Below are 26,020 nucleotides of genomic sequence, written 5' to 3' on the forward strand. Positions count from 1 at the left end.
GGCTTCGCTACGCCGTGACGAGCACGGCGACCCCCGTGACCCGGTCCGCGGCAAGGTCCGCGAGGGCGGCGTCCGCCCGCTGCAGCGGGTAGCGGGTCACCCGGACGACCGGGCGGGTCCGGGCAGCCTCCGCCAGGAAGGCCGAGCCGTCGGCACGGGTGTTGGCGGTGACGCTGCGCAGCGTGCGTTCCTGGAACAGGTGCCTCTGGTAGTTCATCGCCGGGATGTCGCTGAGGTGGATGCCGGCGACGGAGAGCGTGCCGCCACGGTCCAACGCGGCCAGAGCGACCGGCACGAGTTCGCCGACCGGGGCGAACAGGATGGCGGCGTCCAGCGGTTCCGGGGGCGGGTCGTACGAGTCGCCGGCGAATTCGGCGCCCAGCTCCAGGGCCAGGCGTCGCGCTGGTGCGGCACGGGTGAACACCGCCACCCGTGCGCCCCGGGCGAGGGCGAGTTGGGCGGTCAGGTGTGCGGACGCCCCGAAACCGTAGACGCCCAGCAGGCCGCCGGCGGGGAGCTCGGCCCGTTCGAGGGCCCGGTAGCCGATGATCCCGGCACACAACAGCGGGGCCAGCTCCTCGGCCGGCGGGCCCTCGGGCAGACGGTAGGCGAATCGTGCGGCAGCGGTCAGGTGGCCGGCGTAGCCCCCGTGCCGGTCCCAGCCGGTGTAGCGCGAGTCCGGGCAGAGGTTCTCCCGGCCGCTGCGGCAGTAGGGGCAGGAGCCACAGGTCCGGGCGAGCCAGGCGACGCCGGCCCGGCTCCCGACGGTGAACCCGTCGACCGCGGTGCCGACCGCGCGAACGACCCCGACCACCTCGTGGCCCGGAGTGCACCCCGCGATCCTGGGGGCGAGGTCCCCCTCCGCGAGGTGCAGGTCGGTGCGGCACACCCCGCAGGCCTCCACCTCGACGAGGATCTCGTCCGGCCCGGGAGGGGAGAGCGGACGCCGCTCCCACCGCAGTGGCCCGGGCCGCGCCACGCCGATCGGGCCCGGGCGGGCCACCACCCAGGCCCCGGTGTCGGTGGGGACTGCTTCTGACGTGCTCATCGCGGCCTCCCGCGCGAACCTGCCGGACATCCCGACGCCGCTCCGGCTCCGACGCCGGTCTGCGGCGCGGTGCCTCAGCCGGCCGCCGTACGGTCGTTGGCGGCGGAGTCGGCGAGGCCGGCCCGGAGGAGCTGGTGACCGAGGTCGATCAGTGCGCGGGCGGCGGCGAACTCGTCGCCGATCTCCGGCACGGGCGGGTCGTGAGGGCTGCGCCGGGAGGCGGTACGGGCCTCGAGGACGTTCTCACCGGTGTTCAGCACGGCGTGCACCTTCGTGGCGTCGCCCTCCTCGAAGAGGTCGATTCGCAGGGTCCACTGTTTGGTGCGCACCGGCACCGTGGCGTTGGCGGTCATGTCCGAACCTCCTGGGTCGGGTGGTCCCGGGGCGGCCCCGGGACCGGCGGATGGTGATCAACTGCCCCGTGCGGCCTCGACCGTGCCGTCCACGTCCTGGTCGACGAGGTGATGACCGGCCGGCGGGCGGTGACGGGCCCTGGTGGTCGGAGGGTCCGCCCCCGTGCCGGCCGGTCGGACGGCGTACTCCCGCAGCGTGCTGTGCGAGAACGGCGTCACCAGGTCGAAGAGCCGCTCGACGATGTCGCGCAACAGGTCGTCGACGGTCAGGACACCGACGGGGCGGCCGTCCTGGACGACGGGGAGGCGACGGACGAACGTGCGGCGGAACGTCCGGTAGACGGTGTCGAGGTCGTCCGTGGTGTTCACGGTGATCACCGGTGTGGTCAGCAGCTCGGCCACCGGCCGTCCGAGGTGCTTGCCGTGGGCCAGCCCGCGGACCGCGAGGTCGCGGTCCGTCACGATGCCCTGTAGTCGGCCACTGTCGGTGACGAGGACGCAGTCGACGCCCTCCTCCTCCATCCGCAGGGCCACCTCGAACGCCGTCGCCGTGACGTCGGCCGTGACGGGGGGTGCGGTCATCAGGTCCGAGGCTTTCATGGCGGGTAGTCCTCTCCGGCGCCGTGCAGCGGGACTCGTCACCGCGGGCAGGCGTTTCCAGCGCGTCGTTGACCGTGCGGTGGACGGCCGCCCCTCCGCCCGTCCAGGCCCGGCCGCTTGCACCGGGCCTCTGCTTCCAGGGGACCGCCGGGTGCACCCGAACGGGCAGGGCCGTTCGGCCCGCCACTGGGCCCCGTCGGGCCGGGCGATCGGCTGGGGCGGACAGCGGTCAGGTGCACTGCTACTCCACCGAGCCGGCGAGCGACGGGCCGTCGGGGCGGATGATCCGGCCGGTGATCACGGTGGGCTTGATGCGCATCCAGACGTCCCGCCTTCCGCCGGCCCAGGGATCGGGGTCGGCGTGCTGCCGGAACCACTGGGCGGCGTCCTGGTCGGAGACGACCGAGAGGGTGCCGTTGAGCAGTACGCTCCAGCCGGTGGCGAACGCCTCGTCCAGCCGGTCGACCTCGAAGGCGACCTCATCGCCCGCGGCTCCGGCGAGGGCGCCGCCGGCCGCGGTGCGGCAGACGACGGTCGCGTCCAGCACGCGGTAGTTGACCGGCAGTGCCGCCAGGCCGCCTGGTGCCCTCAACACGACCCGGCCGACGCCGCCGGGAACGAGCTTCGCCCAGCAGGCGGCGCGGTCCAGCTCCTCCACCTGCACGCTGGCGTTGGCCGGGGCCGCGCCGGCCGGTACGCCGCGGCCGCCGCCCAGCAGGTCGGTGACCGTGGTGTCGAGCGCGTCGGCGAGCCGTGTGAGGGTGCCGACACCGACCGGGACCGGGTTCGTCTCCAGATGCTCCAGGAAGCCCGGGTCCAGCCGGGCCCGGTCCGCCACCTGCTTGCGGGTCAGCCCGAGTTCGGTGCGGCGGTGGGTGACCCGGCGTGAGAGGTCGCCTGGGTCGACCGGCCGGTTCTCGTGGGTGTTCCTCATGACGACCTCCGTGGTCGGGCCCCCCGGGGGGACAGTTCGGACGGGCGGCGGCACGGGCGATCAGGCCGCCGCCTCGGCGGCGGCCACGGCGCGTTTGACAGCGGCGAAGCTGTCCGGGGTGACGGAGATGGAGTCGACACCGGCCTGCACCAGGAAGCGGGTGAAGTCCGGGTCGTTGCTCGGGCGTTGGCCGCAGAGGCCGACGTGGCGGCCGGCCGCGTGGGCGGTGGCGACCAGGGACTCGATGCTGCGGGTGACGGCCGGGTCACGTTCGTCGAAGAGGTGTGCGAGCCGGGCGGAGTCGCGGTCGACGCCGAGGGTGAGCTGGGTGAGGTCGTTGCTGCCGATCGAGAAGCCGTCGAAGCGTTCGGCGAACTGGCCGGCGAGCAGGATGTTGGCCGGGATCTCGGCCATGACGTACACCCGCAGACCGTTCGCGCCGCGCGTGAGACCGTTGTCGGCCATCACCGCGAGGACCTGGTCGGCCTCCTGAGGGGTGCGGCAGAACGGGATCATCACCACGATGTTGGTCAGTCCTCGCTCGTCCCGGGCCTGGCGCAGGGCCCGGCACTCCAGGGCGAACCCCTCCCGGTAGCCGGGGTCGTAGTAGCGGCTCGCGCCGCGCCAGCCGATCATCGGGTTGGCCTCGACCGGTTCGAAGGCCGTGCCGCCGACCAGTCGGGCGTACTCGTTCGTCTTGAAGTCGCTGGTGCGCACCACGACGGGGTCCGGCCAGCGGGAGGCGGCGATCCGGGCGACGCCGTGCGCCAGGCGGTCGACGAAGTACTCGGTCCGGTCGGGGTAGCCGTAGGTCAGCTCGTCGACCAGCCGGCGGTCCTCGGCCGAGAGCCGCTCGGGGTGCACCAGGGCCATCGGGTGGACGCGCGCCTGGTGGGCGACCACGAACTCGGTGCGGGCCAGCCCGACGCCGTCCGCGGGCAGCCGCCACCACCGGAAGGCCGCGCCGGGGTCCGCCAGGTTGAGCATGACCTTGGTCCGGGTGGCCGGGAGCGAGCCGAGGTCGGTCTCGGTCGCCTCGAAGGGGACCGGACCGCCGTAGACGTGGCCGTCGGCGCCCTCCGCGCAGGAGACCGTCACCACCTGTCCGTCGGCGAGGACGGCGGTGGCCGATCCGGTGCCGACGACGGCCGGCACGCCCAGTTCGCGGCTGACGATCGCCGCGTGCGAGGTGCGCCCGCCGTGGTCGGTGACGATGGCGGAGGCCCGCTTCATCAGCGGCTCCCAGTCCGGGTCGGTGATCTCCGTGACCAGGACGGCGCCCTGCGGGAAGCGTTCCAGACCGACCGGTTCGGCCAGCGCGCACACCGGCCCGGCACCGATCGCCTCGCCGACGGCGATGCCGTCCACCAGCCGCTCACCCGTCCCGGTCAGCCGGAACCGGCGCAGCACCCCACCGCCGCTGCGGGACTGCACCGTCTCCGGCCGGGCCTGGACGAGGTACAGCTCACCGCTGATGCCGTCCTTCGCCCACTCCAGGTCCATCGGGCAGCCGTAGTGTTCCTCGACCGCCACCGCCCACTCGGCCAGTGTGCGGATGTCGCCGAGGCCGAGCACCCGGCGCGCCTGCTCATCGGCGTCGGTGTCGACGGTCCGGGTCGAACCCCGGTCGTCGTACACCGCCTTGCAGCGCTTGGCGCCGAGCCGGACGTTCAGCACCGGGTCGAGGCGGTGATCCTTGAGCAGCGGTTTGAACACGGTGTACTCGTCCGGGTCCACCTGGCCGCTGACCACCGTCTCGCCCAGCCCCCACGCGGCGCTGACGACCACCACCCCCGGGAATCCGCTCTCGGTGTCGAGGGTGAAGATCACGCCCGCGCCCGCGAGGTCGGAGCGCACCATCGACTGGATGCCGACCGACAGCGCCAGGGACAGGTGGTCGAAGCCCATCCGCTCGCGGTAATCGATGGCCCGGTCGGTGAAGAGCGAGGCGTAGCAGCGTCGGCAGGCCTCCAGGAGGGCGGTGGCGCCCCGGACGTTCAGGAAGGTCTCCTGCTGGCCCGCGAAGCTCGCCTCGGGCAGATCCTCCGCCGTCGCGCTGCTGCGCACGGCGACGTCCGGGTCCTGCCTCCCGGTCTCGTGGGAGAGCCGCCCGTACGCCTCCACCACCTCGTGCTCGAGCGCGGGCGGAAGGGGCGCGGCCAGGACGGCGGACCGGATGGCAGCGCCGACCTCGGACAGGGGGGTTCCGCCGTGCAGCCGGTCGACCTGGACGGCGATCAGCTCCCGCAGGCCTCCGGTCGTGACCAGTTCGCGGTAGGCGTCGGCAGTGGTGGCGAAGCCGTCCGGCACCCGGACCCCTGCGGGGCCCAGCGCGGTGATCAGTTCGCCCAGCGAGGCATTCTTCCCGCCGACCAGGCCGACGTCCTCGCGGCGCAGGTCGTGGAAGCGGATGACACGGCGCATGGCTGCCTCCGGGCGCGCTCGCAGGGTGCTGCTCGGCACGGGACACGCCGAGCACTCCGTCCCTGCCACTGTCCCTCCGGGCGGCCCGGGTTGCGCAGGGGCGTTCGCCCTGCGGCAGGGGCCCGCTCGGCCGCCGGTCGTGGGCCGTTCGGCCCACCTCGACGGCGGCGGACGACGAGCCGCGACCGGTCGGGCACCTCCCCGGGAGAGGGGATCAGCAGGGCCGGTGGCCCGGCGACGGCGCGCGGACTCCTCCAGCGGTGGCCGGTCGTGGGCGCCCGGCCCCTGTGGGGTGGCGGGTGCCCGGGGATGTCCGTGCGGGCGGGTTCCCGGGGGCACTATCCTCAGGCCCATGTCGAACCCTGATCAGCTGCTCGTCGACATCGCCACGATGGTGGAGTCCGAGCGCAGCAACCAGATGCCGCTGACCGTCGTCGTCCCGGGTGCCGTCATCACCGGCCGGCTTGCTCCGGAGAGCCTGTGGCACGAGCGGGTCGCCGAGGTACTCGCCGCCTCGGACTTCCTGAAGCCCTTCGCGGCCCTGTTCACGGCGCCCGCCACCGGCGACGGCGCCGCAGCCCGGCCGACCCACCTGCACCTGCACGTCGCCCGCATCCTGCAAGGAAGTTACGGTCTGCCGCACACCGGGGGCATGTACCGCATCGCCATCGCCGACATCAGCAGTTGGACGGTGGGAGACCTCAGCTACTCCGACCAGTGAGACCCCGCCCGGGCCGGCGCCGCGCCGGTCCGGGCGGTACCGGCCCGCCCGGGTCGGACCGGGGCGGTCGGGTCGAGGCAGGGACCGGGGGCGGTTCCGTCAGGGCCGGGCGGTGGCGTCCGGCGGACTGTCCGGCCACACCTCGAAGGCCTGCGCGATCCCCGTCGGCGGTCCGGCGCGGAAACGGGCGCGGATCAGCGCCGCCACCTTGACCACGGCGTCGGCCCTGCCGCCGAGCTCCACCCGCACCGGCTCGGCCCCGGCAGCCGCGCGCGCGACCGGTGGCGCGGCCTCCTCGGCCGGCGTCGACGTGTCCACCTGCCAGCGGGTGCGGACGACCTGGTCGGCGGGCGAGACGTAGTCCCCCGCGGTGCCGAGACCGGGGACGACGATCAGCCGGAACGACTGCCCCACCGTGTCGGCGACCACGTTCGCCCCGGCCGTCCCGCCGGAGATCGACATGTGCACGATGGCGCTCGGCTCCCGTGTGGCACTGGCACCGGTCATGGCTCTCCTCCGAGGTCGGGTCGTCCTTCCCCAGGGTCTGCCCGGGCCGGTGCTCCCGCATCTCCTCGGCACGCGGGTGGCGGACCGGTTCGGCGGTGGCGGGGTGGTGGCACGAGGGTGGCGCCGCGGCGGTGCGGCGGCGGCGTCGGTGTCGGCGCGGTGGCGGGCCCCGCCTCACCCCGACGCGGCTCCCGGCCCGGGCGGCACGACGACCACGGGGATGTGGGCGTGGTGGACGATCTCGGTGCTGGTCGAGCCGAGTGACAGCCGCCCCCAGAGGCCGGCGCCGCGGGAACCCACCACGAGCAGCCCGGCGTCCCGGCTCTCGTCCAGCAGGACCTGCGCGGGCCGGCCGCGCTCGCAGCGCACCTCGATCTCCACGTACGGCTCGCCGACCTGCTGCCGCAGGCGCTCGACCGAGTCCGTCACGTCGCGGGCGACCGCGTCCTGCACGTGCGGCGCGGGCTCGCCGCCCGATCCCCAGCCCGTCACGGCCCGGCCCCCGGGCTCCGAGTGTCCGCCGCCGTAGGCGCAGACGGCCCGCACGCCGACCCCGCGCAGCTGCGCCTCGCGGAGGGCGAAGAGCACGGCCCGGTGGGCGGGCTCCGACCCGTCGGTACCGACGACGACCGGACCGGCGGGACCTGACGCGGGAGTGGTGTTCACGGCGACCTCCAGGACGGACGGGTGCCCTACGGCGGTCCGGTGGCGCCCGGCGGGTTCCGGGGCCGGTCCGCTGACTTTCATGATCCTCCGAGGAACGCGCCGCGGCACGTCCGCCGTCGTCCGGACCGCCCGTGGGATCCCCGCCCGGGGCACCGGGCGGGTCAGACCAGGCCGGCGCCCCAGGCGCGGGCGCGCTCGCGTTCGCCGGCGCGCAGCGGACCGTCGTTGCCGTCGACGATGAAGCCCTCGGGTGCGACGACCAGGTCGTAGTGGTGGTGGGAGAGCCGGCGCGCGATGCCCTCGGCGGCTCCGCCGGCGCGGGGCATGTCGACCCGGGTGTCGAAGGCGGCGGCGTGGGTGCCGGATCCGGTCCGCGGCAGGTCGTGGAGCCAGTGACGCAGCCCTGGGCCCTCCGCGGTCTCCCGGGCCTCGGCGGCGGCCGCGTCGGCACCCGGTTTGTGGCTCTCCGCGGCCGCGGCCATCCGGCGGCTGATCCCGGACGACATCCCGTGCATGTGGGTCGGTCCGCCGACCACCAGGAGGTCGGCCGTCCGGGTCGTCCCGTGCCCGGCCTCCGTCAGCGGGAGGCACTGGACGGACGCCGTGGGATCGGCCTGGTGGACGCCCTCGGCGACGGCCTCGGCGATCTCGCGCGTGTTGCCGTACATGCTCTCGTACACGATCACGGTGTGCATGGTGTCCACCTCTCGTCACCTCCAGGCTCGCGCGGAGGGCGTCGGCCGGCCGGGGCCGTTCGGCCCGCGTCGGAGGGCCGGACGGCTCCGTCACCGGTGCGGGACGATCGCGACCGGGCAGTGGACGTGGTGGATCGCGGCGTGGGCCACCGGGCCGAGGTGGGCGCCGAGCGGCCGGTGCCGGATCCGGTGGCCGAGGACCACCAGCCGGGCCGCGGCCGCGGCGGCGACGAGTTCGATCGTGGCCGTGCCGCGGACCAGGTCGGCCGTCACGTCCAGGTCGGGGAAGCGCTCCCGCCAGGGCCGGAGGGCCTCGGCGAGGCCGGTGCGCTCGGCCGCCGAGAGGTCGTCCTCCAGGCCGCCGATGGCGTCGAAGGCCATGTACTCGCTGCCCGCCGGCGGCGACCACACGTGCAGCACCCGCACCGGTGCGCGGCGCAGGGCCGCGGCCGAGAAGGCGAAGGCGAGCATCTCGTCGGCCGGGTGTTCCAGGTCGAGGCCCGCCAGCACGGGGCCGCCCGTCGCTCCCCGGCCGTCCTCCTCGGCCCGGACCAGCACCACCGGGCGGGTGGTACGACCCAGCACCTCCCGGCCCACCGAACCGACCAGGAAGCCGTGCACCGTGCCGAGCCCGCGCGAGCCCAGCACCAGCAGGGCGGCGTCCCGGGCGGCGGTCTCCAGCGCCTCGGCGGGCTCGGTGCGGACCTCGCGGCAGGTGACGTCGACGCCGACGGCCACGGTGCGGAGCTCCGCGGCCCGGGCGGCGAGCTGCTCCCGGCTCCGGGCGTGCACCTCGTCGGAGCCGACGACGTCCCGCACGGGCCACGGCCAGGCCTGGAGGAGTTCGAGGGGGCACCCGCGCAGCCGTGCCTCGCGCGCGGCCCACTCGGAGGCGGCGCGGCTCTCGGGCGAGCCGTCGTACCCGACGACGACGGGACCAGCGTTCATCAGGACCTCCCGGGGACCGGGTCGAGGGGTCGGGCGCATCCGGACGGACCGCCCGGGCGCCCCATCGGAGGCTTCGCGCGTGACGCCGGGCTCAATCGGGCGCGGACGGCACCGTCACGACCGGGCAGTGCGCACGGTGCAGCAGGCCGTGCGGGACGGAGCCGAGCCGCATCCCGGTGAAACCGCCGTGGCCGCGGCGGCCGACGACGACGGCGAGGGCGTGTTCGGAGGCGTGCGCGAGCTCCTCGACCGGGTGCCCGCGCACCAGCTCGTGGGTCGTGCCGAGATCGGGGTGGCGCGCCCGGTGGCCCGCCGTGGTCTCGAAGAGCATCCTGCGCAGCGCCTGTTCGGCCGCGCTCTCGTCGAGGTTCGCGACCGGCGGGCGCTGCCAGACCCACAGGACGCGCAGCGCGGCGCCCCGTTCGACGGCGAGCTCGACGGCGAAGTCGACGGCGGCGGTCGAGGACGGGCTTCCGTCCACGCCCACCACGACGTAGGGCGGGTCCTGGGTGGTGTGCTCGGGGGCGCGGACGACGACGACGGGGCAGTGGGCCTGGGCGCTCACCGGGACGGCCACCGAGAACGTGCTGAGCATCTCCGCGGCGCGGCCGAGCCTTCGGGAGCCGAGCACGACCAGCGCGGCGTGACGGGACTCCCGGCACAGCGCGGGGGCCGGTACGTCCTCGGCCACGAAGCCGGTCACGCCGAGTCCGGGGTGCCGCTCCCGCACCGCGGCGGTGGCCCGCTCGAGCGCCTGCTCGGCGCGTTCGAGCACGTCCTTGCGGAAGTGCCCGTCGTCGGAGACCCGGGCCTCGCGGTACAGGGCCGGGACGGCGTGGACCAGACGGAGGGGCAGGCCCCGGCGGTCGGCCTCGTCGGCGGCCCAGTGCGCGGTCATCGGGCCGGTGTCGTCCGCGTCCACACCGAGGACGACGGGCCGGCGCGGGCCGGCGGAGCTCGCGGTGGTCATGGAAACCTCCTGGGGCCGGTGAAGGGGGCCCGGTTCTCACGCTAGGGCGGCCCGCCGATCCGCGCGAGGGCCGACCGGCCCGGGCCGGACAGGTGCGCAGGCCGGCGGGCGGGGCGTACCGTCGGACCGGGCGAGGCCCGGCGACCGGCCGGCCCGTCGACACCGGGGAGAGGTGGATGGAGACGCTCGTCTTCGACAGCACGAGTCTCGACGAGACCGAGGCGTTCCTGTCCTCGGCGTACACCCCGATGAGGATCGCCGGGCGGCCCGAGCACTCGGGCGCGCGGATCACCCGCCAGGCCGCCGGGGGCCTCCTGGTGGACCGGCTCGCCTTCGACTACACGATGGGCTACGACGCGCAGAGCCTCGGCCGGGTCTGCCTGGTCACCGTGCACTCCGGCGGATTCGCGGACACCACCGGCGGCCGGGAGGAGCGGTTCGGCCCGGGGGAGACGTTCCTGGTCGCCCCGCACGACCGCCCCTACCGCGGCGAGGTCCGCGGGGCCCGCTACACCCTGACCATGTTCGACCCGGCCCTGCTGACCGACGTCGCGGGCACCGGTGCCCGCTCCCGCGGGCCGGTGGAGCTGACCGGTCAACGCCCCGTCGACGCGGCGGCCAACGCGCGTCTCGGCGCCGCCGTCGCCTACCTGCGCGACCACGTCATGGCCGCCGCCGAGCCCGGGGTGGACCCGCTGGTCGCGGCCACCGCGGCCCGCCACATCGCCGCCGTCACCCTGGCCACCATGCCCAACACCACCCGGGGCGACGCACCGGAGGCGGTCGACCGCCGGGACGCCACCAGCGCCACCCTGCGCCGGGCCATGGCCTTCATCGACGCCAACGCCCACCGGGACATCGGCCTCGCCGACATCGCCGCGTCCGTCCCCGTCACCCCGCGCGCCGTGCAGTACGCCTTCGCCCGCCACGCCGGCACCACCCCGCTGGCCTACCTCAAGCGGGCCCGCCTCGCCGGGGCCCACCGGGAGCTGTGCGCGGGGGACCGGCACACCGCCACCGTCACCGGGATCGCCCAGCGCTGGGGCTTCGCCCACCCCGGCCGCTTCGCCGAGGCGTACCGCCGCCAGTACGGGGCCTCGCCCTCCACGACCCTCGGCGGCTCCTGAGCCGCCGGGGCCGCCGCCCGTACGTTTCGCTCTGGAGTCCACCCGGGGGCCGGTACTTCGCTCAGGGGGGCAGCGCGGGGGACGAAACAGGGACCAGCATCGAAGCACGGCCCACGGGCATTCCTGGAGGAAGGACGTCCGACCATGGAGACGGGCCTGCACACGGACCGGCGGCCGGCGCCCGCCGGCACCTGCGTCCTCGCCCTGACGGGGGAGGCCGACATGGACACCGCGCCCGTCCTGGCCCGGGCCCTGACCGCGGCCCTGGCCGGCACGCCCCGGCCCGACGTCCTGGTCGTGGACTGCGCGCGCCTGACCTTCTGCGCCTCCGCCGGTCTCAACGAGCTCCTCCGGGCCCGCCGGGCGGCCGAGGCGGCCGGCGTCGCGTTCCGCCTCGCCGCGCCCGGCCCGCAGGTCGTCCGGCTGCTGGACATCACCGGGACGGACGCCGTCTTCGAGATCGACCCCGCGCCGGTGCCGTCCGTCGCCGTCGCCCCGTAGCGCCGGGTGGGCGGGCGGCGGCGGGCGGCGTCGCGGACCGTGATCCGGTGCGGGAGGCATGAATTCCGCGAACCGGGTGAGAAGAGCGGCGCACCGATCTTCGAGTGACGCCGACGCAGAAGGACCGTGGCCATGGACGAGACCTCCCGCTTCCCCGCCCCCGTCGAGCACGCCCGGACGTGGAGCTCGCGCGCCGCCTGCCGTGCCGACGACGGCGAGGTCTTCCTCCGGCCGGTCAACGAGCCCGGACCGGAGGCGAGGGAACGGGAGGACGCGGCGAAGGAGGTCTGCGGCGGTTGCCGGGTGCGGGTGGAGTGCCGCCGCCACGCCCTGTCGACCCGCGAGCCGTACGGCGTCTGGGGCGGACTCACCGAGCGCGAGCGGTCCACGCTGCTGGCCCGCCCCCTGGCCGGGCGGGGCGCGGCCTGACCCCGCAGGCCCGTCGCCCGGTTGCCCGGCCGCCGTCGCCGGGCCCGGCCTTCCGGGAGGAGAATCGGCCCGATCCCCACCTGCCGGAGACCACCCGCCGGAGACCGCCGTGCGCCTGCTGCTGACCTCGGACACCCATCTGCCCACCCGGGTGCGTCACCTGCCCGCGGCCCTGCTCGACGACCTCGCCGAGGCGGACGTGGTGTTCCACGCCGGGGACTGGGTCGACACCGCCACGCTCGACCTGTTCGAGGCCCGTTCCGCCCGGCTGGTCGCCGTGTACGGCAACAACGACGGCCGGGCGCTGCGCGAACGCCTGCCCGAGGTCGCGCGGGTCGAACTGCAGGGCCTGCGGTTCGCCGTCGTGCACGAGACCGGGCCCGCGAAGGGGCGCGAACAGCGCTGCGAGGCCCGCTTCCCCGGCACGGACGTCCTGGTCTTCGGCCACAGCCACATCCCGTGGGACACCAGCGCCCCGGGCGGCCTGCGGCTGCTCAACCCCGGATCCCCCACCGACCGCCGCCGCCAGCCGGTGGCGACCTACCTCACCGCCCGCCTCGACGACGGCCGCCTCACCGAGGTCCACCTCCACCGCCTCCCGCGCCCGGCCTGACCCCGGTCCGGCGGCCCGGCGGCCCGCGGACCCGGGTGCGGGGACGCGGGCCCGGGTGCGGGGACGCGGGCCCGGGGACAGGCGCTAGCATCTGCGCCGGATCCATCCGCACGAGATCACGGGGGAATTGATGACCAATCAGATCGGTGACTGGCAGGAGATCGGGGCGCCGGGCGGGATCGAGGCGTACGTGCACCGCCCGTCGGGGGAGGTGCGCGGAGCGGTGGTGGTCTGCTCGGAGCTGTACGGGGTGAACGGCTACCTGCGCGGGATCTGCGCCGAGCTGGCGGCGCTCGGGTACGTCGCGGTGGCGCCCGACTTCTACTGGCGCAACGCCCGGCGCACCGAGCTGGGCTACAGCGCGCAGGAGCGCGAGGAGGGTCTCGTGCTGATGCGGGCGCTGGACCGCGACGAGCTGGTGGCGGACTCCGCGGTGGCCCTGGCCGCGGCCCGCGGGCTGGCGGGCGGGCGCGGGGTCGCGTTCGTGGGGACGAGCATGGGCGGTCACATCGCCGTCCGGGCGGCCACCGAGCTGCGCTTCGAACTGGCCGCCGTGTTCTACCCGGGCTGGATGCTCACCGCGGGCTTCCCCCTGGTCGGCCCGGTCCCGCCGCTGGAGACCGCCGGGCGCATCGCCGCCAACGGCGTGTTCCTGCTGGGCTTCAACGGCGACCGGGACCACATCCTGCCGCTGGAGGAGTGGAAGGCCGTCGAGGAGCGGCTGACGGAGGCCGGGGTCGCCCACCGGCTGGTCACCTACCCGGGCGCCGGCCACGGCTTCGCCGCCGACCGCCCGGCCGACCACGACGCGGCCGCCACCGCGGACGCCTGGCGCCGCGTCCAAGAGGCGCTCGCCGAGCACCTGTAGGCCGTCCGCCACGGCCCCCGCGGCGACCCGTGACGGGGGTCGCCGCGGGGGCCGTGGCGTGGCGCCGTCCGCGGTGAGGGCCGCGGGGTGCCGCGGTCAGAGCACCTTGTCGTACCCCTTGTCGTCGTCGGAGTCGTAGACCAGCTCCCCGGCGCCGTCGTAGCCCTTGACGTGCGGGGTGCGGGTCACCGCCCGGTCGAGGACGCCGGTGGCGGCGAACCAGCCGTGGTCGAGCGCCGCGTCCACGGCCGGCCCGTCGCCGTAGGAGACGGTCACCCGGGTGACGGAGGGGGCGAAGGTGCCGATGCTGCCCCAGCGGTACGGCAGCTTCCAGGCGTGGCCGTCGAGCATGGCCTGCCGGTACAGCTTGCCGCCGTTGACGTCCGGGTTCACCAGGCCGTCCGGGCCGCCGGCGCGCGGGTCGGCGGGGCCGGACTGCAGGCCGGCGGTCTTGCCGTCGGTCTGGTGGCAGATGATCCGGGTGGGGTGCGCGCCCTGGCTGACGGCGGCGACGGAGATGCCGTCCCCGGGGGAGTTGTCGTCCCCGGTGCTCCGGACGGCCAGCAGGATGCGGTAGTCGGCGATGGACCCGTAGTCCTGGGCCGGCAGGGTCTTCTGCGCGCCCGGGGTGCCCTGGGCGCCGGTCGGTGCCTGGGCCTGCCACCTGGCCTGCATCTGCCGGTCGTACTCTAGGCACTGCCCGAGCGCGGTGGCGGCCTGCTCGAAGGTGATGCCGTCGGTCAGCTGGGCGGCCGACGCCGGGGGCCGGGGTGCGGCCGCGCCGCCGGGCGTCGTGGCGGGCGGGGCGGACACCGCGGCGGGTGAGGCGGCGGCCGAGAGGGCCGCGCCGCCCGCGGCCGGGGCCACCTCCGCGGCCGGGCGGGCGTCCTCCTGCCCGCGGGCGGCGAGGACGCCGGCTCCCGAGAGCACGGTCACGGCCACCAGCCCGGCGGAGAGGGCGGTGGTGCGGCGCCGGCGGGCCGCGCGGCCCTGCCGCCGGATGGCCTCGTAGGGCGGTTCGCCGGGCGTGCGGTCAAGGACGGTGGTGACGAGCTGCTCGCGCAGCTCCGCCTCGAATTCCCGTTCGGTCATCGTCTTCCTCCAGGCGCAGCGGTGATCAGAGCGTCGAGCCCGGGCGTCGTCCGGCCCGGAACGGAGTCGTCGCGCGGGGTGCCCGGGCCGGCGGGCGCGGCGGCCAGGCCCGGGTGCGCCCGTAGTTTGGCCAGCCCCTTGGCGGCCTGGCTCTTGACGGTGCCGAGCGAGCAGCCCATCGTCTGGGCGACCTCCGCCTCGGTGCGGTCGTCCCAGTAGCGCAGCACCACCACGGCCCGCTGCCGGGTCGGCAGCGTGGCCAGGGCGTCCATCAGGGTCCGCCGCTGGTCGATCCGGGCGGCCGCGTCGCCGGGCACGGCGACCTCGGGCAGCGCGTCGGTGAGCCGTTCGGCGACCCGGCGCTTGCGGAACCGGTCGCTGTTGCAGGTCACCAGCACCCGCCGGACGTAGGCGTCCGGGTTGTCCGCCCGGCTGACCCGCCGCCAGGACCGGTAGGCCTTGGCCAGCGCGGTCTGGGTCAGGTCCTCGGCGTGGTGCCAGTCGCCGGTGAGCAGATAGGCGGTCCGTACCAGGTGCGCCCACCTGGTACGGGTGAAGGCCTGGAACTCGGCCTCTTCTTCTGTGTGCATCAGCACCCCCTCAGCCCACCAGACCACGCCCTCGCCGCGCGGGGTTGCCCGGGGTGCGGTGATTTCCCCGCCCCGTGGGTTCGGAGGAGTCGCCGGAAGGATGCGGCGCTCGTGGAGCTGGTCGGCACGCACAGCGGGGCGCACCGCCGTCGGCGGTGCGCCCCGGGTTTCCCGTGCCCTGTGGGGGCGGGCCCTTCAGCGGAACCGGGCCCCGGTGGGTGTCAGGCGTCGAAGTCGGTGCCGCGGCCGGTGGCCTCCCACTCCCGGAGCTCCTTGACGGCGGCGTCGTGGTGGTCGAGGAGCGCGTCGACGGCGTCGTTGCCGAGGGCGAGGCGCAGCGGGGTCCGCTCGGCGTCCAGGGCGGCGAGGATGGCGGCGGCGGCCTTGACCGGGTCGCCGGGCTGCTTTCCGTCGGCCGCGGGCAGCCCGGTCCGGACGGGGCCGACGACCGAGTCGTAGGCGGCGATCGGGGCGGTGTGCGCCAGGGCGCCCTGGCCGGCGAAGGAGGTGCGGAAGGCGCCGGGCTCGACGATCAGGACCTTGACGCCGAACTGCGCGACCTCCTGGGCGAGGGCCTCCGAGTACCCCTCCAGGGCGAACTTGGTGGCGGAGTAGGCGCCGACGCCGGGGAAGCTGAGGCGGCCGCCCATGCTGCTCATCTGGACGACGGCGCCGGTGCCCCGGGCGCGCATGTGCGGCAGGACGGCGCCGGTGAGTGCGGCGGGGCCGAAGAAGTGCAGCTCCATCAGGTCGCGCAGCTCGCGCTCGGTGTACTCCTCGACGGCGCCGACCAGGCCGCGCCCCGCGTTGTTCACCAGGACGTCGATGCGCCCGTACCGGAGCAGGGTGTCGGCGACCACGGCCGTGATCCGGGCGGGGTCGGTGACGTCCAGCCGGACGGGGAGCACCCGGTCGGGGTGGGCGGCGACCAGGTCGTCCAGCGTCTCGGGGCGGCGGGCGGCCGCCACCACGGTGTCGCCGGCGGCCAGCGCGGCCTCGGCGAGGGCCTGGCCGAAGCCGGAGTTGGCGCCGGTGATCAGCCAGACCCGGCCGTTCGTGGCGGCGGCCCGGTCGGTGGCCTGCTCGGTGCTCTGGTCGGCGTTCTGGCCGGTGGTGCCGGTCATCGTGGTTCTCCCCGTACGTCGTTGCGGTGATCGGTAGTTGACGACCTCTTTTATGCCAGGAAGGAGCGGTGCCCGTCCACGGGATCGGGTCGGTCGATCGATGACGACGCTTGCTGATCACCGGATGGACACGCGACCGAACCCGTCGGCCGCCCCAGCCCGTCCGTTCGGCCTCGCCCCGTCCGTTCGGCCTCGTCCGTCCGGGTGGGGAGCGGGATCGGGGATGCGCGGCCGTGCCCGCCGCCGCACCCAACGGCCCAAGCCGAGGTGCGGCACGCGCGCCCGGCCAGCAGGCTCGGAGACGGGCGCGCAGGGCGTCAGGAGCCGATCGAGGAGGCGTCCGTTGAGCAGCGTCGACACCCCGGGTGGATCCGCCGGCCGGGCCGGCGGCACCAGGACGGCCGGCGCCGTCAGGGCCGGAACCGGGGCGCACAAGATCACCTGGTTGACCCTGGCCCTGATGACGACCAGCTCGGTCGCGAGCCTGCGCGCGGCACCGACCATGGCCGTGTACGGCCTCGCCTGCGTCTTCCTCTACCTGCTGCCCGCCGTGGTGTTCCTGCTGCCGACCGCCCTGGTGTCGGCGGAGCTGGCCTCCGGCTGGAACGGCGGGGTCTACAACTGGGTGGCGCAGGGCCTCTCGAAGCCACTGGGCTTCCTGGCCGTGTGGTGCCAGTTCGCCATGACGATCTTCTACTACCCCAGCCTGCTCGCCTACGTCGCGAGCACCATCGCCTACGTGATCAACCCGAGCCTGGCCAGCAGCGGCGTCTACACCGCGATCGTCATCGTGGTGGTGTACTGGACCGGGGTCTGGGTCTCCTCGCGCGGCACCAACGCCGTTGCGGGGCTGGCCTCCTGGGGCCTGGTCATCGGCACCCTGGTCCCCGGGACGCTGCTGGTGGTGCTGGGAATGGTCTTCCTCGGGCAGGGCAACCCCTCCGCCGCGCCGATGGACGGATCGCACTTCTTCCCGCAGTGGACGGGCGTGGCCAGCCTGGTGCTGATCGTCAACAACTTCCTCAGCTACTCCGGCATGGAGATGAACGCCGTCCACGTCAACAAGCTGCGGAACCCGGCCCAGGAGTTCCCCAAGTCGATGTTCCTGGCCATGGGCATGGTGCTGCTGATCTTCATCCTGCCGGCCCTGGCGATCAGCTGGGTGATCCCCTCCGACCAGCTCAGCCTGACCGCCGGCGTCATGCAGGCCTTCGACGCCTTCTTCCAGTACTTCCACATCGGCTGGCTGGTGCCGATCGTCGCGGTCGGGCTGTGCGCCGCCTCCGTCGGCGGCATGCTCACCTGGCTGGCCGGGCCCTCCAAGGGGCTGCTGCTGATCTCGCGGCAGGAGGGCTACCTGCCGCCGTTCCTGCAGCGGCTCAACGCCCGGGGGGTCCAGCAGAACATCCTGGTCACCCAGGGCGTCGTCACCACCGCGATCGCCCTGCTGTACGCGCTGATCCCGAACGTCTCCAGCGTCTACTGGATCTTCTCGGTGATCACCACCCAGGTCTACCTGATCATGTACCTCCTGATGTTCCTGGCCGCGATCCAGCTGCGCCGCAAGCAGCCCGACCACCCGCGCGGCTACCGGGCACCGCTGCTCACCACGCTGTGCGTGGTCGGGTTCGTCGCCTCGGCGCTGGCCATGGTGATCGGCTTCGTGCCGTCCTCGCAGTTCGGCGGCGGCAGCGTCTGGTCCTACATCGGGATCGTCGCCGGCGGCCTGCTGCTGCTCGGCGTGGTGATCCCGTTCTCGTTCCTGAAGGCTCGCAAGCCGAGCTGGCGCCAACCCGACGCCGGCACCGGCGTGGGCGAGGAGGGAGTGGCATGAGCCCGACCCGGATGGCGTCCGAGCACCGCTGGATCTACATCGGCTCGATCGTGGTGCTCGTCGGCCTCGTGGTCGCCGGACTGCTGACCTACACCCAGCAGCGGGCCACCAACGAGGCCCACCGCAAGGCGAACCAGCTGAGCGACGCCCTGGTCGCCGACGGGTACCCCGCGCTCGACACCGGCAACACCGCCCTCGTGCTCGGGACCGACGGCGGCCCCGTCTGCACGGACCCCAACTCGGCCCTGAAGCAGGGCCTGTGGCGCGTCCACCTGGCCAACGGCGCCGGCGGCCCCGGCATGCGGCCGGTCGTCGTCGACGGCCGGGTCCTGCAGGCGGGCGCCGAGGTGATCAAGGTGTACTGCCCGGACAAGCTGGCGGGCTACCAGGAGCAGATCGACGCGCTCAAGACCTCGGACGTCATCAACGACTGAGTCGGCCGCCGGGGCGGGGCACCGCCGCCCCGGCGTGTGGGGGAACGGGGGAGGTTTGGCGGGCGGGCCGGGGAATCTTGTATGGTTCCTGGCGAATCATCCAGAGGGGTGGAGGGACCGGCCCTACGAAGCCCCGGCAACTCCCCGTTCGACCCGGCGTCCGAAGTACGCGCCGTGCCGTCCGGGGGCAGTGCCAACTCCGGCCTGTCGCCAACGTGGCGCGGGAAAGATGAGGAGACACGGTGCTCTCAGTGCTGTCCTTCGCCCGGGCGCTTCCCACCCCGGCCCTTTCGCGTACCCCCCTCGTGCCCGGCGCAGGCACTCCGCCGACTTCCCCGGCCCGTCCGCGCTGACCACCCCCCGCTCCCCGCGGGGAGCCCCCGTGAGCCCGCCCACCCGCCGCTCACGGGGCACGAGACTGGAGTACCCACCCATGGAGAACACGAGCGGCGTCGGCGTGCTCGACAAGGTCACCTCGATCCTCGGCACCCTGGAGGCCGGCCCCACCACCCTCGGCGGACTCGTCGCCGCCACCGGGCTGGCCAGGCCCACCGCCCACCGGCTCGCCGTCGCGCTGGAGCACCACCGCCTGGTCGGCCGGGACCTGCAGGGCCGGTTCGTCCTCGGCCCCCGGCTCGGCGAGCTCTCCTCCGCCGCCGGCGAGGACCGGCTGCTGGCCGCCGCCGGCTCCGTCCTGATCCACCTGCGCGACGTCACCGGCGAGAGCGCGCAGCTCTACCGCCGCCAGGGCGAGGTCCGGATCTGCGTGGCCGCCGCGGAGCGGCTCTCGGGCCTGCGCGACACCGTCCCCGTCGGCGTCACCCTCCCCATGAAGGCCGGCTCCGCCGCGCAGATCCTGCTCGCCTGGGAGGAGCCGGAGCGGCTCCACCGCGGCCTGCAGGGCGCCCGGTTCACCGCCACCGCCCTCAGCGGCGTGCGGCGCCGGGGCTGGGCGCAGTCCGCCGGTGAGCGCGAGCCCGGAGTCGTCTCCGTCTCCGCGCCCGTCCGGGGCCCGTCGAACCGGGTGGTGGCCGCCGTCTCCGTCTCCGGCCCGATCGAACGCCTCACCCGCCACCCCGGGACGCACGTCTCCCAGGCCGTCGTCGAGGCGGCGAACCGCCTGAGCGAGGCCCTGCGGCACGCCTGAGCGGGGGCGCGCCCGGCGGCGGTCCACGGTCCGCGAGGACCGGGGCCGCCCCCGGGGCTCTAGTAGGCTGGCCACCCCCCCCGGACCCGAGGGAGGCGCGATGCGCGTCGCACTCTTCGTCACCTGCGTCAACGACGTCCTGAACCCCGGTACGGGGCGCGCCGTCGTGACCCTGCTGGAGCGCCTCGGCGTGGACGTGGACTTCCCCGACGCCCAGACCTGCTGCGGCCAGCCGCAGTTCAACACCGGCTACCGCGCCGAGACCGTCCCGCTGGCCCGCCGTACCGCCGCCGCCTTCGCCGGCTACGACCACGTGGTGACCCCGTCCGGCTCCTGCGCGGCGATGGTCCGGGAGGGTTACCCCCGGCTCGGCGTGGACGGCCTCGGCGACCTGCCGGCCCGGGTGTACGAGCTCACCGAGTTCCTGGTCGACGTGCTGGGCGTCACCGACGTCGGCGCGTACTACCCGCACACCGTCACCTACCACCCGTCCTGCCACGGCCTGCGGACGCTCGGCCTCGGTGACCGCCCGCTGCGGCTGCTGCGCGCGGTGAGGGGCCTGACCCTGGTCGAGCTCCCCGGGGCCGAGGAGTGCTGCGGCTTCGGCGGCACGTTCGCGGTGAAGAACCCCGCCGTCTCCGCGGCCATGGGGGCGGACAAGGTCCGCAACGCCCTCGCGACCGGCGCCGACGTGCTCTGCGGGGCGGACAACTCCTGCCTGCTGCACCTCGGCGGCACGCTGCGGCGCCAGGGCTCCCCCCTGCGGACCGTCCACCTCGCCGAGATCCTCGCCGCCACCGAGGCCGACCCCGACGCCGACCCGCACCCCGCCACGGCCGCCGGGACCGGGACCGCCGCCGGGAACGCCACGGGGGCCGGGGCCGGGGCCGGGACCACGGCCGACCCGAGCGGAGCGGCGCGATGAGCGGCACCTACCTGGGCATGCCCGCCTTCCCGAAGGCCGCCGCCGTCTCCACCCGGGACACCCGGTTGCGCGCCAACCTCACCCGGGCCACGCACACCATCCGCGACAAGCGGGCCGCGGCCGTCGCCGAACTGTCCGACTGGGCGCAGCTGCGGCAGGCCGGCAAGGAGATCAAGGACCGCACCCTGCTCCGGCTCGACCACTACCTCCTCCAGGCGGAGGCCGCCGTCACCGCCGCCGGCGGCACCGTGCACTGGGCGGAGGACGCGGCCGAGGCCAACCGGATCGTCGCCGACCTCGTCAGGGCGACGGGCGAGCGGGAGGTGGTCAAGGTCAAGTCGATGGCCACCCAGGAGATCGGCCTCAACGAGGCGCTGGCCGCCGAGGACATCACCGCCTACGAGACCGATCTCGCCGAACTGATCGTGCAGTTGGGCGACGACCTGCCCTCGCACATCCTCGTCCCGGCCATCCACCGCAACCGCACCGAGATCCGCGACATCTTCCGGGAGGCGATGGGGCGCTGGGGGCGGCCCGCCCCCGAGGGGCTGACCGACCGGCCGGCGGATCTCGCGGAGGCGGCCAGACTGCACCTGCGGGAGAAGTTCCTGCGGGCCAAGGTGGCCGTCTCCGGCGCCAACTTCCTCGTCGCCGAGACCGGCAGCCTGGTCGTGGTCGAGTCGGAGGGCAACGGCCGGATGTGCCTGACCCTGCCCGAGACGCTGATCTCCGTCGTCGGCATCGAGAAGGTCGTCCCCACCTGGCGGGACCTGGAGGTGTTCCTGCAGCTGCTCCCGCGCTCCTCGACCGCCGAGCGGATGAACCCGTACACCTCGATCTGGACCGGCACCACCGAGGGCGACGGGCCGCGCGACTTCCACCTCGTCCTGCTCGACAACGGCCGCACCGACACCCTCGCCGACGAGGTCGGCCGCCAGGCCCTGCGCTGCATCCGCTGTTCGGCCTGTCTGAACGTGTGCCCGGTGTACGAGCGGGCCGGCGGCCACGCCTACGGCTCGCCCTACCCCGGCCCGATCGGCGCCATCCTCACGCCGCAACTGCGAGGGCTGCAGAGCGAGTTGGACGCATCGCTGCCGTACGCCTCCTCGCTCTGCGGGGCGTGCTACCAGGTGTGCCCGGTGGCGATCGACATCCCCGAGGTGCTGGTCCACCTCCGGGAGCGGGTGGCCGCACAGGGCCACGCGCACCGTGCCGAACGGGCCGCCGTCAGGGCGGCGACCTGGCTGCTCGACCACCCGGCCGCGTACAGTGCCGTCACCCGGGCCGCCGTGCGGACCAGGCGCCTGCACCCGCACCGGCTGCCGCTGCCCGGCCCGGTCGGGGCCTGGAGTGACAGCCGGGACCTGCCCGAGCTGCCCGACCAGACCTTCCGCGACTGGTGGAAGCAGCGCGACCGCGCGCGGGGGCACGACGGCCCGGAGGGGCACGACCGCCCGGAGGGGCACGACCGTACCGAGGGGGGAGACCAGCGATGACCGGCTCCCGTGAACGCGTCCTGGCCCGGATCCGGGCCGCCCTCGCCGACCGCCCCGATACCGCCCCGGATGTCCCCGAGGCCCCCGTGCGCCGGGACTACCTCACCGCACACGGCCCCGAGGACCCCGCGGCCCTGCTCGACCTGCTCGCCCGCAACCTCACCGACTACCGGGCCCACGTCCACCACAGCACCGCCGACGGCCTGCCGGAGCTGGTCGCCCGGCTGTTGCGCGAGCGCGGCAGCCGGTCGGTGGCCGTCCCCGCCGACCTGCCCGGCGCCTGGCTGTCGGCCCTCGACGCCACCCGACCCGTCGTCGAATCGGAAGAGTTGACGGCCGAACGGCTGGACGCCGTGGACAGCGTCCTCACCGGCTGCGCGCTGGCCGTCGCCGAGACCGGCACCATCGTGCTGGACGCCGGGCCCGCCCAGGGGCGGCGCGCCCTGACCCTCGTCCCGGACCACCACCTCTGCGTGGTCCGGGCGGACCAGGTCGTCGCCTCGCTGCCGCGCGCCCTGCCACGGCTCGACCCGACCCGGCCGCAGACCTGGATCTCCGGACCGTCCGCCACCAGCGACATCGAACTCGACCGCGTCGAGGGCGTCCACGGACCGCGGCGCCTGGACGTCCTCCTGGTGACGGAGCGTCCGCTCGCATAGCCCGGCAGGCGCACACCGCCGAGCGCACCCTGAGCGACGCCGACGCCTACCTCGCGTTCCTCACCACCCGGCCCGAGGTCGGCGCCGGGCCGGTCGCGGTGACCGGCTACTGCATCGGCGGCCTGCTGGCGATGCGCACCGCCGCCGCCCACCCCGGCCGGGTGGCCGCCGTCGCCGCGTTCCACGGCCCGGTGGGCGCCGCCGGGCCCGACCTCTTCTCCGAGCTCACCGCCCAGGTCCACCTCGGCCACGCCGAAGGCGACATGACGCCCGAGGCACTCGCCGAGCTCAACCAGGCCCTGGACGCCGCAGGTGTCGGCCGCACCTCGGAGATCTACCCCGGCACCGTCCACGGCTTCACCATGTCGGACACCGACGCCTTCGACTCCGCCGCACTGCAGCGGCACTGGGACCGCCTGCTGCCCCTCCTCGGCCGCACCCTGGGCAACGGCTGAGGTTCCGGAGCCGGTGAGGGCGGGTGCGGCCCGCCCTCACCGGCTGTGACGTGGAACGTCTCCGCCCGATCGCCCCAGGCCTGGTCAGTGCGCTCAGGATGTTCCGGGTCCGGCCGTGGCTGCGCACCACCTCGCGGACGTCCACGGGTCTGTCGGTCGTCACACATGACGTGCACAATCGGCCACATGACCACTGCCGCAGGCGCGCCGCCCACGCACAACAAGCCTGCCGACCTCGCCCTGGGCTTCCTGACGGGCGGTGTGATCGGGGCGTCGCTGACCGCTTTCATCAGCGGCTGCGTCGTCGGGAAGACGCTGCTGATCGTCCTGGGGCTCGCTTTGCCCACGGCTTACGGTCTGGCCTTCGTCCTCGCCACGCAGCCCCGCCGCGCCCGTGAGGCGGCCGTCGTGCCGCGCACGGCGCTCGCGCTGATCGAGGACCGGGAGGTTTCCGGCAGCGAGGCCAGCGACGTACCGGTGCGCTTCGAGCTGAGCGTCGTGCCGGACGACGCGCCCGCGTTCCGCGTCGAGCTCCGGCAGGACGTCAATCGCGTCGAGCTCGCCGACTACCGGCCGCGCGGCGTCGTGGTCGTCGAGTACCCGCCGGACCGGCCGTGGAAGGGGCGGCTCGTGCGGCGGCCGACGCCGCAGTGGGAGGAACGGGCGGCCGGGGCCCTCCTCGACTCGGTGCCAGGACCGGTGCTGAAGGCCGAGGAGCAGACGGGCTGCGCGGGCGGTCTCCTCACCCTGCTCGGCCTGCTGCTCGGCGTGGCCGCCGTGCTCGTGCCGTTCCGCGCCGACCTGTTCGACTCCCGCGAGGATGCGCGCGCCACCTCCGAACCGGCCGTCTCCACCACGTCGTTCGACATCACGTCCACGTCGTCCACCTCGACGTCCACGACCACCGTGACGTCGGCCACCGGCACGGTCAGCCTCGGCCCGGGCCGGTCGATGCTCGGCCAGGGCGAACTCCGCAGGGCCGTCGAGTCGTTGACCCAGGGTGCGGACAAGGGGCAGGCGCTCACCCTCGTCGTGCAGGACCGCCTGCTGACCGTCGTCTTCGCCCCCACCGGAATGCCGACCCCCGGCTTCGACCCGCGCTCCCTGCCCTACGATCGCATCCCCGGCCTCGTCGAGAAGGCCAGGAGCACCCCCGGCGTCGGGGCCCCGCGGAGCTGGCAGCTGACCGCCGACGGCGTCACCGGCGGGCTCACCCTCCGGATCACGGCGACCGGCGACCGGGGATCGACGACGCTGGAGGCGGACGGCCAGGGCAACGTGCGCTGAAACGAAGGAAGTCGACGGAAGGAGGAAAGGCGCTCATGGGGTGGGACGAGTTCCTGAAGCTGTGGTGCGGGGTGTGGGGTGTGGCCGCGTTGGTCGGCTACGGCAGGTCCCTGGCCGGAGTGACCAAGGCCCAGCGGACGGTCCGGCTCACCGGGCGGATCGACCGGGTGCGGGAACCCCGGCACGGCGGATCCCGGGACGGCGGGATATCCGTCGTCGTCTCCTACCGTGACGAGGCCACCGGGCAGGAGGTCACCGTGACCAACGACGGCGACCGCGGCGAGATGATCACCGCGGCCTGGGAGGGCCGGGAGGTCGGGATCAACCACCCGCGCGGCAGGCCGCACGCCTACCGGTTCACCAACCGCCCCGAGGAGCCCGGTCGAGGACTGGGCTGGCCGGCGTTCGCGGTGTTCCTGGTCTACGCCGGGCTCGTCGTCCTCGCCGCGGTCGACTGGGCGTGGCCGTGGGCACTGATCGGCTTCGCCGCACCGCTGGCGGTCGTCGGGGTCGCCCACCTGCCGGGAGCGGTACGCGACAAGAACGCCCGTCTCCGCAGACTGGCCGCGATGGACGCCGTGCCGGGCCGGGTCGTCGCCGTCCTCAAGGACGTCAGCGTCGACGAGGACGACGGCCACACCAGGACCACCATCACCCCGGTGGTGTCCTTCACCACCCGGAGCGGCACGGCCGTCACGGCCCACTGCACCTCCCACCTCGCCGACCCCGCCCGCGCGTACGGCCGGGACGTCACCGTCCACCACACCCTCGCCGACCCGGCCGAGTTCACCCTCGACGTGGAGGCGGAAAGCCGCTCGGAGGGACGGGAGTTGGCGTACCACGTGCTGGCGGTCGTCGTCCTGGCGGCGACCGCGGCGGTGGGTGTCGCACTGCTCTGAGGGTCGGGGCGGCGCGTCAGCCGACCGTGCGACCGCGGGCGGAGGAACGGAGGTGCGCCTCCGCGGCCGCGCGGGTGTAGAAGCGCCTGATCCGGTCCGAGGAGCCGGGCGCGCGGACGTACTGGTGCCGGTCGAGGTCCCACAGGGCCCAGCACTCCAGCAGGAGGAAGTGCGGGCTCGTGGCGTCGATCGCACGGACCTCCAACCGGACGCCGTGGCCGGCCGGTTCGGCTCGGTCGCTCATCGACGCGCCACCTGGACGAACCCGCCGGCCTTCTCGACCAGAGCGGAGAAGTCGTCGTACTCGCCGTCGATGGGGGAGACGGCCGCCTTCGACGGGACCAGGACCGCCCCGGCGCCGCCGTCTCTGACCGTCTGCAGCGCGGCCAGCAGCAGGGGGCGCTGCTCCGGGCACCGGTCCGTCTCGTCGTCCACGACGGTCAGGGACACCTCCCAGCCGAAGGCGAGCGCGTGGTCCTCGCAGCTCCGCATCTCCAACTCCGGGAAGGAGGCGGTGGACTTGGCCAGGTAGATCACCACCCGGAACCGCTCGATCCCTTCGCGGGCCTGCGCGGCCGACGGAACACTGTGCAGCACCAACGTTCGCTCCTCTGTGTAGTGAAACGACTACCGGGAGCGCCCACTGTCCTCTACGCTCGGAAGTCCTTCAACCT

The 26,020-nt window shown here is 74.7% G+C and carries 29 protein-coding genes, 1 pseudogene and 1 riboswitch; of the genes and pseudogenes, 15 read left to right on the top strand and 15 right to left on the bottom strand.

Annotation, left to right across the window (positions count from 1 at the left end; genetic code table 11):
* Positions 1-7: 7 nt before the first annotated feature.
* The 5 genes from AB0N04_RS25885 to ppsA all read right to left on the bottom strand — a co-directional run bounded on the left by AB0N04_RS25885 (position 8) and on the right by ppsA (position 5,359).
* Positions 8-1,048 (bottom strand): zinc-dependent alcohol dehydrogenase family protein, encoded by a 1,041-nt coding sequence (locus AB0N04_RS25885; protein WP_360221232.1) that lies wholly within the window; start codon positions 1,046-1,048, stop codon positions 8-10.
* 74 nt (positions 1,049-1,122) lie between these two features.
* Positions 1,123-1,401, bottom strand: a complete 279-nt coding sequence (locus AB0N04_RS25890; RefSeq protein ID WP_360221229.1) for a dsRBD fold-containing protein — start codon at positions 1,399-1,401, stop codon at positions 1,123-1,125.
* A gap of 57 nt (positions 1,402-1,458) precedes the next feature.
* Positions 1,459-1,983, bottom strand: coding sequence for a CBS domain-containing protein (locus AB0N04_RS25895; RefSeq protein WP_360221226.1), 525 nt, complete (start codon positions 1,981-1,983; stop codon positions 1,459-1,461).
* A 259-nt stretch (positions 1,984-2,242) separates the two neighbouring features.
* Positions 2,243-2,935: a pyridoxamine 5'-phosphate oxidase family protein gene (locus tag AB0N04_RS25900; RefSeq protein WP_360221223.1), complete on the bottom strand. Its 693-nt coding sequence runs from the start codon at positions 2,933-2,935 to the stop codon at positions 2,243-2,245.
* Between the two features lie 60 nt (positions 2,936-2,995).
* Positions 2,996-5,359, bottom strand: a complete 2,364-nt coding sequence (gene ppsA / locus AB0N04_RS25905) for a phosphoenolpyruvate synthase (RefSeq protein ID WP_360221220.1) — start codon at positions 5,357-5,359, stop codon at positions 2,996-2,998.
* Between the two features lie 352 nt (positions 5,360-5,711).
* Here ppsA and AB0N04_RS25910 point away from each other — a divergent pair, with 352 nt between their 5' ends.
* Entirely contained in the window at positions 5,712-6,080 is a 369-nt protein-coding gene (locus tag AB0N04_RS25910; RefSeq protein WP_360221217.1) for a hypothetical protein, read from the top strand.
* Between the two features lie 99 nt (positions 6,081-6,179).
* On the opposite strand, the gene AB0N04_RS25915 is transcribed toward AB0N04_RS25910, so the two are convergent.
* The 5 genes from AB0N04_RS25915 to AB0N04_RS25935 all read right to left on the bottom strand — a co-directional run bounded on the left by AB0N04_RS25915 (position 6,180) and on the right by AB0N04_RS25935 (position 9,866).
* The gene (locus AB0N04_RS25915) at positions 6,180-6,587 is read right to left on the bottom strand and encodes a hypothetical protein (RefSeq protein WP_360221214.1); all 408 of its coding nucleotides are present in this window, start codon (positions 6,585-6,587) and stop codon (positions 6,180-6,182) included.
* Positions 6,588-6,761: 174 nt separating this feature from the next.
* A complete protein-coding gene (locus tag AB0N04_RS25920) occupies positions 6,762-7,253 on the bottom strand; it encodes a universal stress protein (protein ID WP_360221211.1) in 492 nt (163 codons plus the stop codon).
* 161 nt (positions 7,254-7,414) lie between these two features.
* The gene (locus AB0N04_RS25925) at positions 7,415-7,948 is read right to left on the bottom strand and encodes a flavodoxin domain-containing protein (protein ID WP_360221208.1); all 534 of its coding nucleotides are present in this window, start codon (positions 7,946-7,948) and stop codon (positions 7,415-7,417) included.
* Positions 7,949-8,038: 90 nt separating this feature from the next.
* Positions 8,039-8,896, bottom strand: a complete 858-nt coding sequence (locus tag AB0N04_RS25930; RefSeq protein ID WP_360221205.1) for a universal stress protein — start codon at positions 8,894-8,896, stop codon at positions 8,039-8,041.
* A 91-nt stretch (positions 8,897-8,987) separates the two neighbouring features.
* Positions 8,988-9,866, bottom strand: coding sequence for a universal stress protein (locus tag AB0N04_RS25935; protein WP_360221202.1), 879 nt, complete (start codon positions 9,864-9,866; stop codon positions 8,988-8,990).
* A gap of 176 nt (positions 9,867-10,042) precedes the next feature.
* Between AB0N04_RS25935 and AB0N04_RS25940 the strand changes: the two genes are divergently transcribed.
* From AB0N04_RS25940 to AB0N04_RS25960, 5 genes are all read left to right on the top strand, one after another.
* A complete protein-coding gene (locus tag AB0N04_RS25940) occupies positions 10,043-10,993 on the top strand; it encodes an AraC family transcriptional regulator (RefSeq protein ID WP_360221199.1) in 951 nt (316 codons plus the stop codon).
* Between the two features lie 144 nt (positions 10,994-11,137).
* The gene (locus AB0N04_RS25945) at positions 11,138-11,494 is read left to right on the top strand and encodes an STAS domain-containing protein (protein ID WP_360221196.1); all 357 of its coding nucleotides are present in this window, start codon (positions 11,138-11,140) and stop codon (positions 11,492-11,494) included.
* Between the two features lie 132 nt (positions 11,495-11,626).
* Positions 11,627-11,923, top strand: a complete 297-nt coding sequence (locus tag AB0N04_RS25950; protein WP_360221193.1) for a WhiB family transcriptional regulator — start codon at positions 11,627-11,629, stop codon at positions 11,921-11,923.
* Between the two features lie 109 nt (positions 11,924-12,032).
* A complete protein-coding gene (locus AB0N04_RS25955; protein ID WP_360221190.1) occupies positions 12,033-12,536 on the top strand; it encodes a metallophosphoesterase in 504 nt (167 codons plus the stop codon).
* A gap of 130 nt (positions 12,537-12,666) precedes the next feature.
* On the top strand, positions 12,667-13,404 hold the full coding sequence (locus AB0N04_RS25960) for a dienelactone hydrolase family protein (protein WP_363365371.1): 738 nt from the start codon (positions 12,667-12,669) through the stop codon (positions 13,402-13,404).
* A gap of 96 nt (positions 13,405-13,500) precedes the next feature.
* Here the strand turns inward: AB0N04_RS25960 and AB0N04_RS25965 are convergent, their stop codons facing one another.
* The 3 genes from AB0N04_RS25965 to AB0N04_RS25975 all read right to left on the bottom strand — a co-directional run bounded on the left by AB0N04_RS25965 (position 13,501) and on the right by AB0N04_RS25975 (position 16,210).
* Positions 13,501-14,496, bottom strand: a complete 996-nt coding sequence (locus tag AB0N04_RS25965) for a hypothetical protein (protein ID WP_360214634.1) — start codon at positions 14,494-14,496, stop codon at positions 13,501-13,503.
* A complete protein-coding gene (locus tag AB0N04_RS25970) occupies positions 14,493-15,086 on the bottom strand; it encodes a SigE family RNA polymerase sigma factor (RefSeq protein WP_360214636.1) in 594 nt (197 codons plus the stop codon). Before AB0N04_RS25970 ends, AB0N04_RS25965 begins: the two co-directional genes overlap by 4 nt.
* Before the next feature lie 221 nt (positions 15,087-15,307).
* Complete coding sequence (locus tag AB0N04_RS25975; RefSeq protein ID WP_360214638.1) at positions 15,308-16,210, bottom strand: oxidoreductase; 903 nt, start codon at positions 16,208-16,210, stop codon at positions 15,308-15,310.
* Between the two features lie 436 nt (positions 16,211-16,646).
* Between AB0N04_RS25975 and AB0N04_RS25980 the strand changes: the two genes are divergently transcribed.
* The 9 genes and pseudogenes from AB0N04_RS25980 to AB0N04_RS26020 all read left to right on the top strand — a co-directional run bounded on the left by AB0N04_RS25980 (position 16,647) and on the right by AB0N04_RS26020 (position 25,346).
* Positions 16,647-18,044 (top strand): APC family permease, encoded by a 1,398-nt coding sequence (locus AB0N04_RS25980; RefSeq protein WP_360214757.1) that lies wholly within the window; start codon positions 16,647-16,649, stop codon positions 18,042-18,044.
* On the top strand, positions 18,041-18,478 hold the full coding sequence (locus tag AB0N04_RS25985) for a hypothetical protein (RefSeq protein WP_360214640.1): 438 nt from the start codon (positions 18,041-18,043) through the stop codon (positions 18,476-18,478). Before AB0N04_RS25980 ends, AB0N04_RS25985 begins: the two co-directional genes overlap by 4 nt.
* A gap of 93 nt (positions 18,479-18,571) precedes the next feature.
* A riboswitch (SAM riboswitch) is annotated at positions 18,572-18,714 on the top strand.
* A 197-nt stretch (positions 18,715-18,911) separates the two neighbouring features.
* Positions 18,912-19,625, top strand: coding sequence for an IclR family transcriptional regulator (locus tag AB0N04_RS25990; RefSeq protein WP_360214642.1), 714 nt, complete (start codon positions 18,912-18,914; stop codon positions 19,623-19,625).
* Between the two features lie 100 nt (positions 19,626-19,725).
* Positions 19,726-20,550 carry a (Fe-S)-binding protein gene (locus tag AB0N04_RS25995; RefSeq protein WP_360214644.1) on the top strand — a complete coding sequence of 275 codons (825 nt, stop codon included), beginning with the start codon at positions 19,726-19,728 and terminating at the stop codon, positions 20,548-20,550.
* Complete coding sequence (locus AB0N04_RS26000; protein ID WP_360214646.1) at positions 20,547-22,046, top strand: lactate utilization protein B; 1,500 nt, start codon at positions 20,547-20,549, stop codon at positions 22,044-22,046. Before AB0N04_RS25995 ends, AB0N04_RS26000 begins: the two co-directional genes overlap by 4 nt.
* Positions 22,043-22,705: a lactate utilization protein C gene (locus AB0N04_RS26005; protein ID WP_360214648.1), complete on the top strand. Its 663-nt coding sequence runs from the start codon at positions 22,043-22,045 to the stop codon at positions 22,703-22,705. The genes AB0N04_RS26000 and AB0N04_RS26005 overlap by 4 nt, the downstream gene beginning before the upstream one ends.
* A gap of 5 nt (positions 22,706-22,710) precedes the next feature.
* Positions 22,711-23,160 (top strand): annotated as a pseudogene (locus AB0N04_RS26010) (dienelactone hydrolase family protein); the annotation flags it as partial.
* Positions 23,161-23,346: 186 nt separating this feature from the next.
* On the top strand, positions 23,347-24,447 hold the full coding sequence (locus tag AB0N04_RS26015; protein WP_360214650.1) for a hypothetical protein: 1,101 nt from the start codon (positions 23,347-23,349) through the stop codon (positions 24,445-24,447).
* Between the two features lie 35 nt (positions 24,448-24,482).
* A complete protein-coding gene (locus tag AB0N04_RS26020) occupies positions 24,483-25,346 on the top strand; it encodes a DUF3592 domain-containing protein (RefSeq protein WP_360214652.1) in 864 nt (287 codons plus the stop codon).
* A 16-nt stretch (positions 25,347-25,362) separates the two neighbouring features.
* On the opposite strand, the gene AB0N04_RS26025 is transcribed toward AB0N04_RS26020, so the two are convergent.
* Entirely contained in the window at positions 25,363-25,590 is a 228-nt protein-coding gene (locus AB0N04_RS26025; RefSeq protein ID WP_360214654.1) for a hypothetical protein, read from the bottom strand.
* Positions 25,587-25,943, bottom strand: a complete 357-nt coding sequence (locus AB0N04_RS26030; protein ID WP_360214656.1) for a hypothetical protein — start codon at positions 25,941-25,943, stop codon at positions 25,587-25,589. The genes AB0N04_RS26025 and AB0N04_RS26030 overlap by 4 nt, the downstream gene beginning before the upstream one ends.
* Positions 25,944-26,020: the final 77 nt, after the last annotated feature.

It is taken from the genome of Kitasatospora sp. NPDC051702, from assembly GCF_040681575.1.
In the GTDB taxonomy this organism is placed as follows: domain Bacteria; phylum Actinomycetota; class Actinomycetes; order Streptomycetales; family Streptomycetaceae; genus Kitasatospora.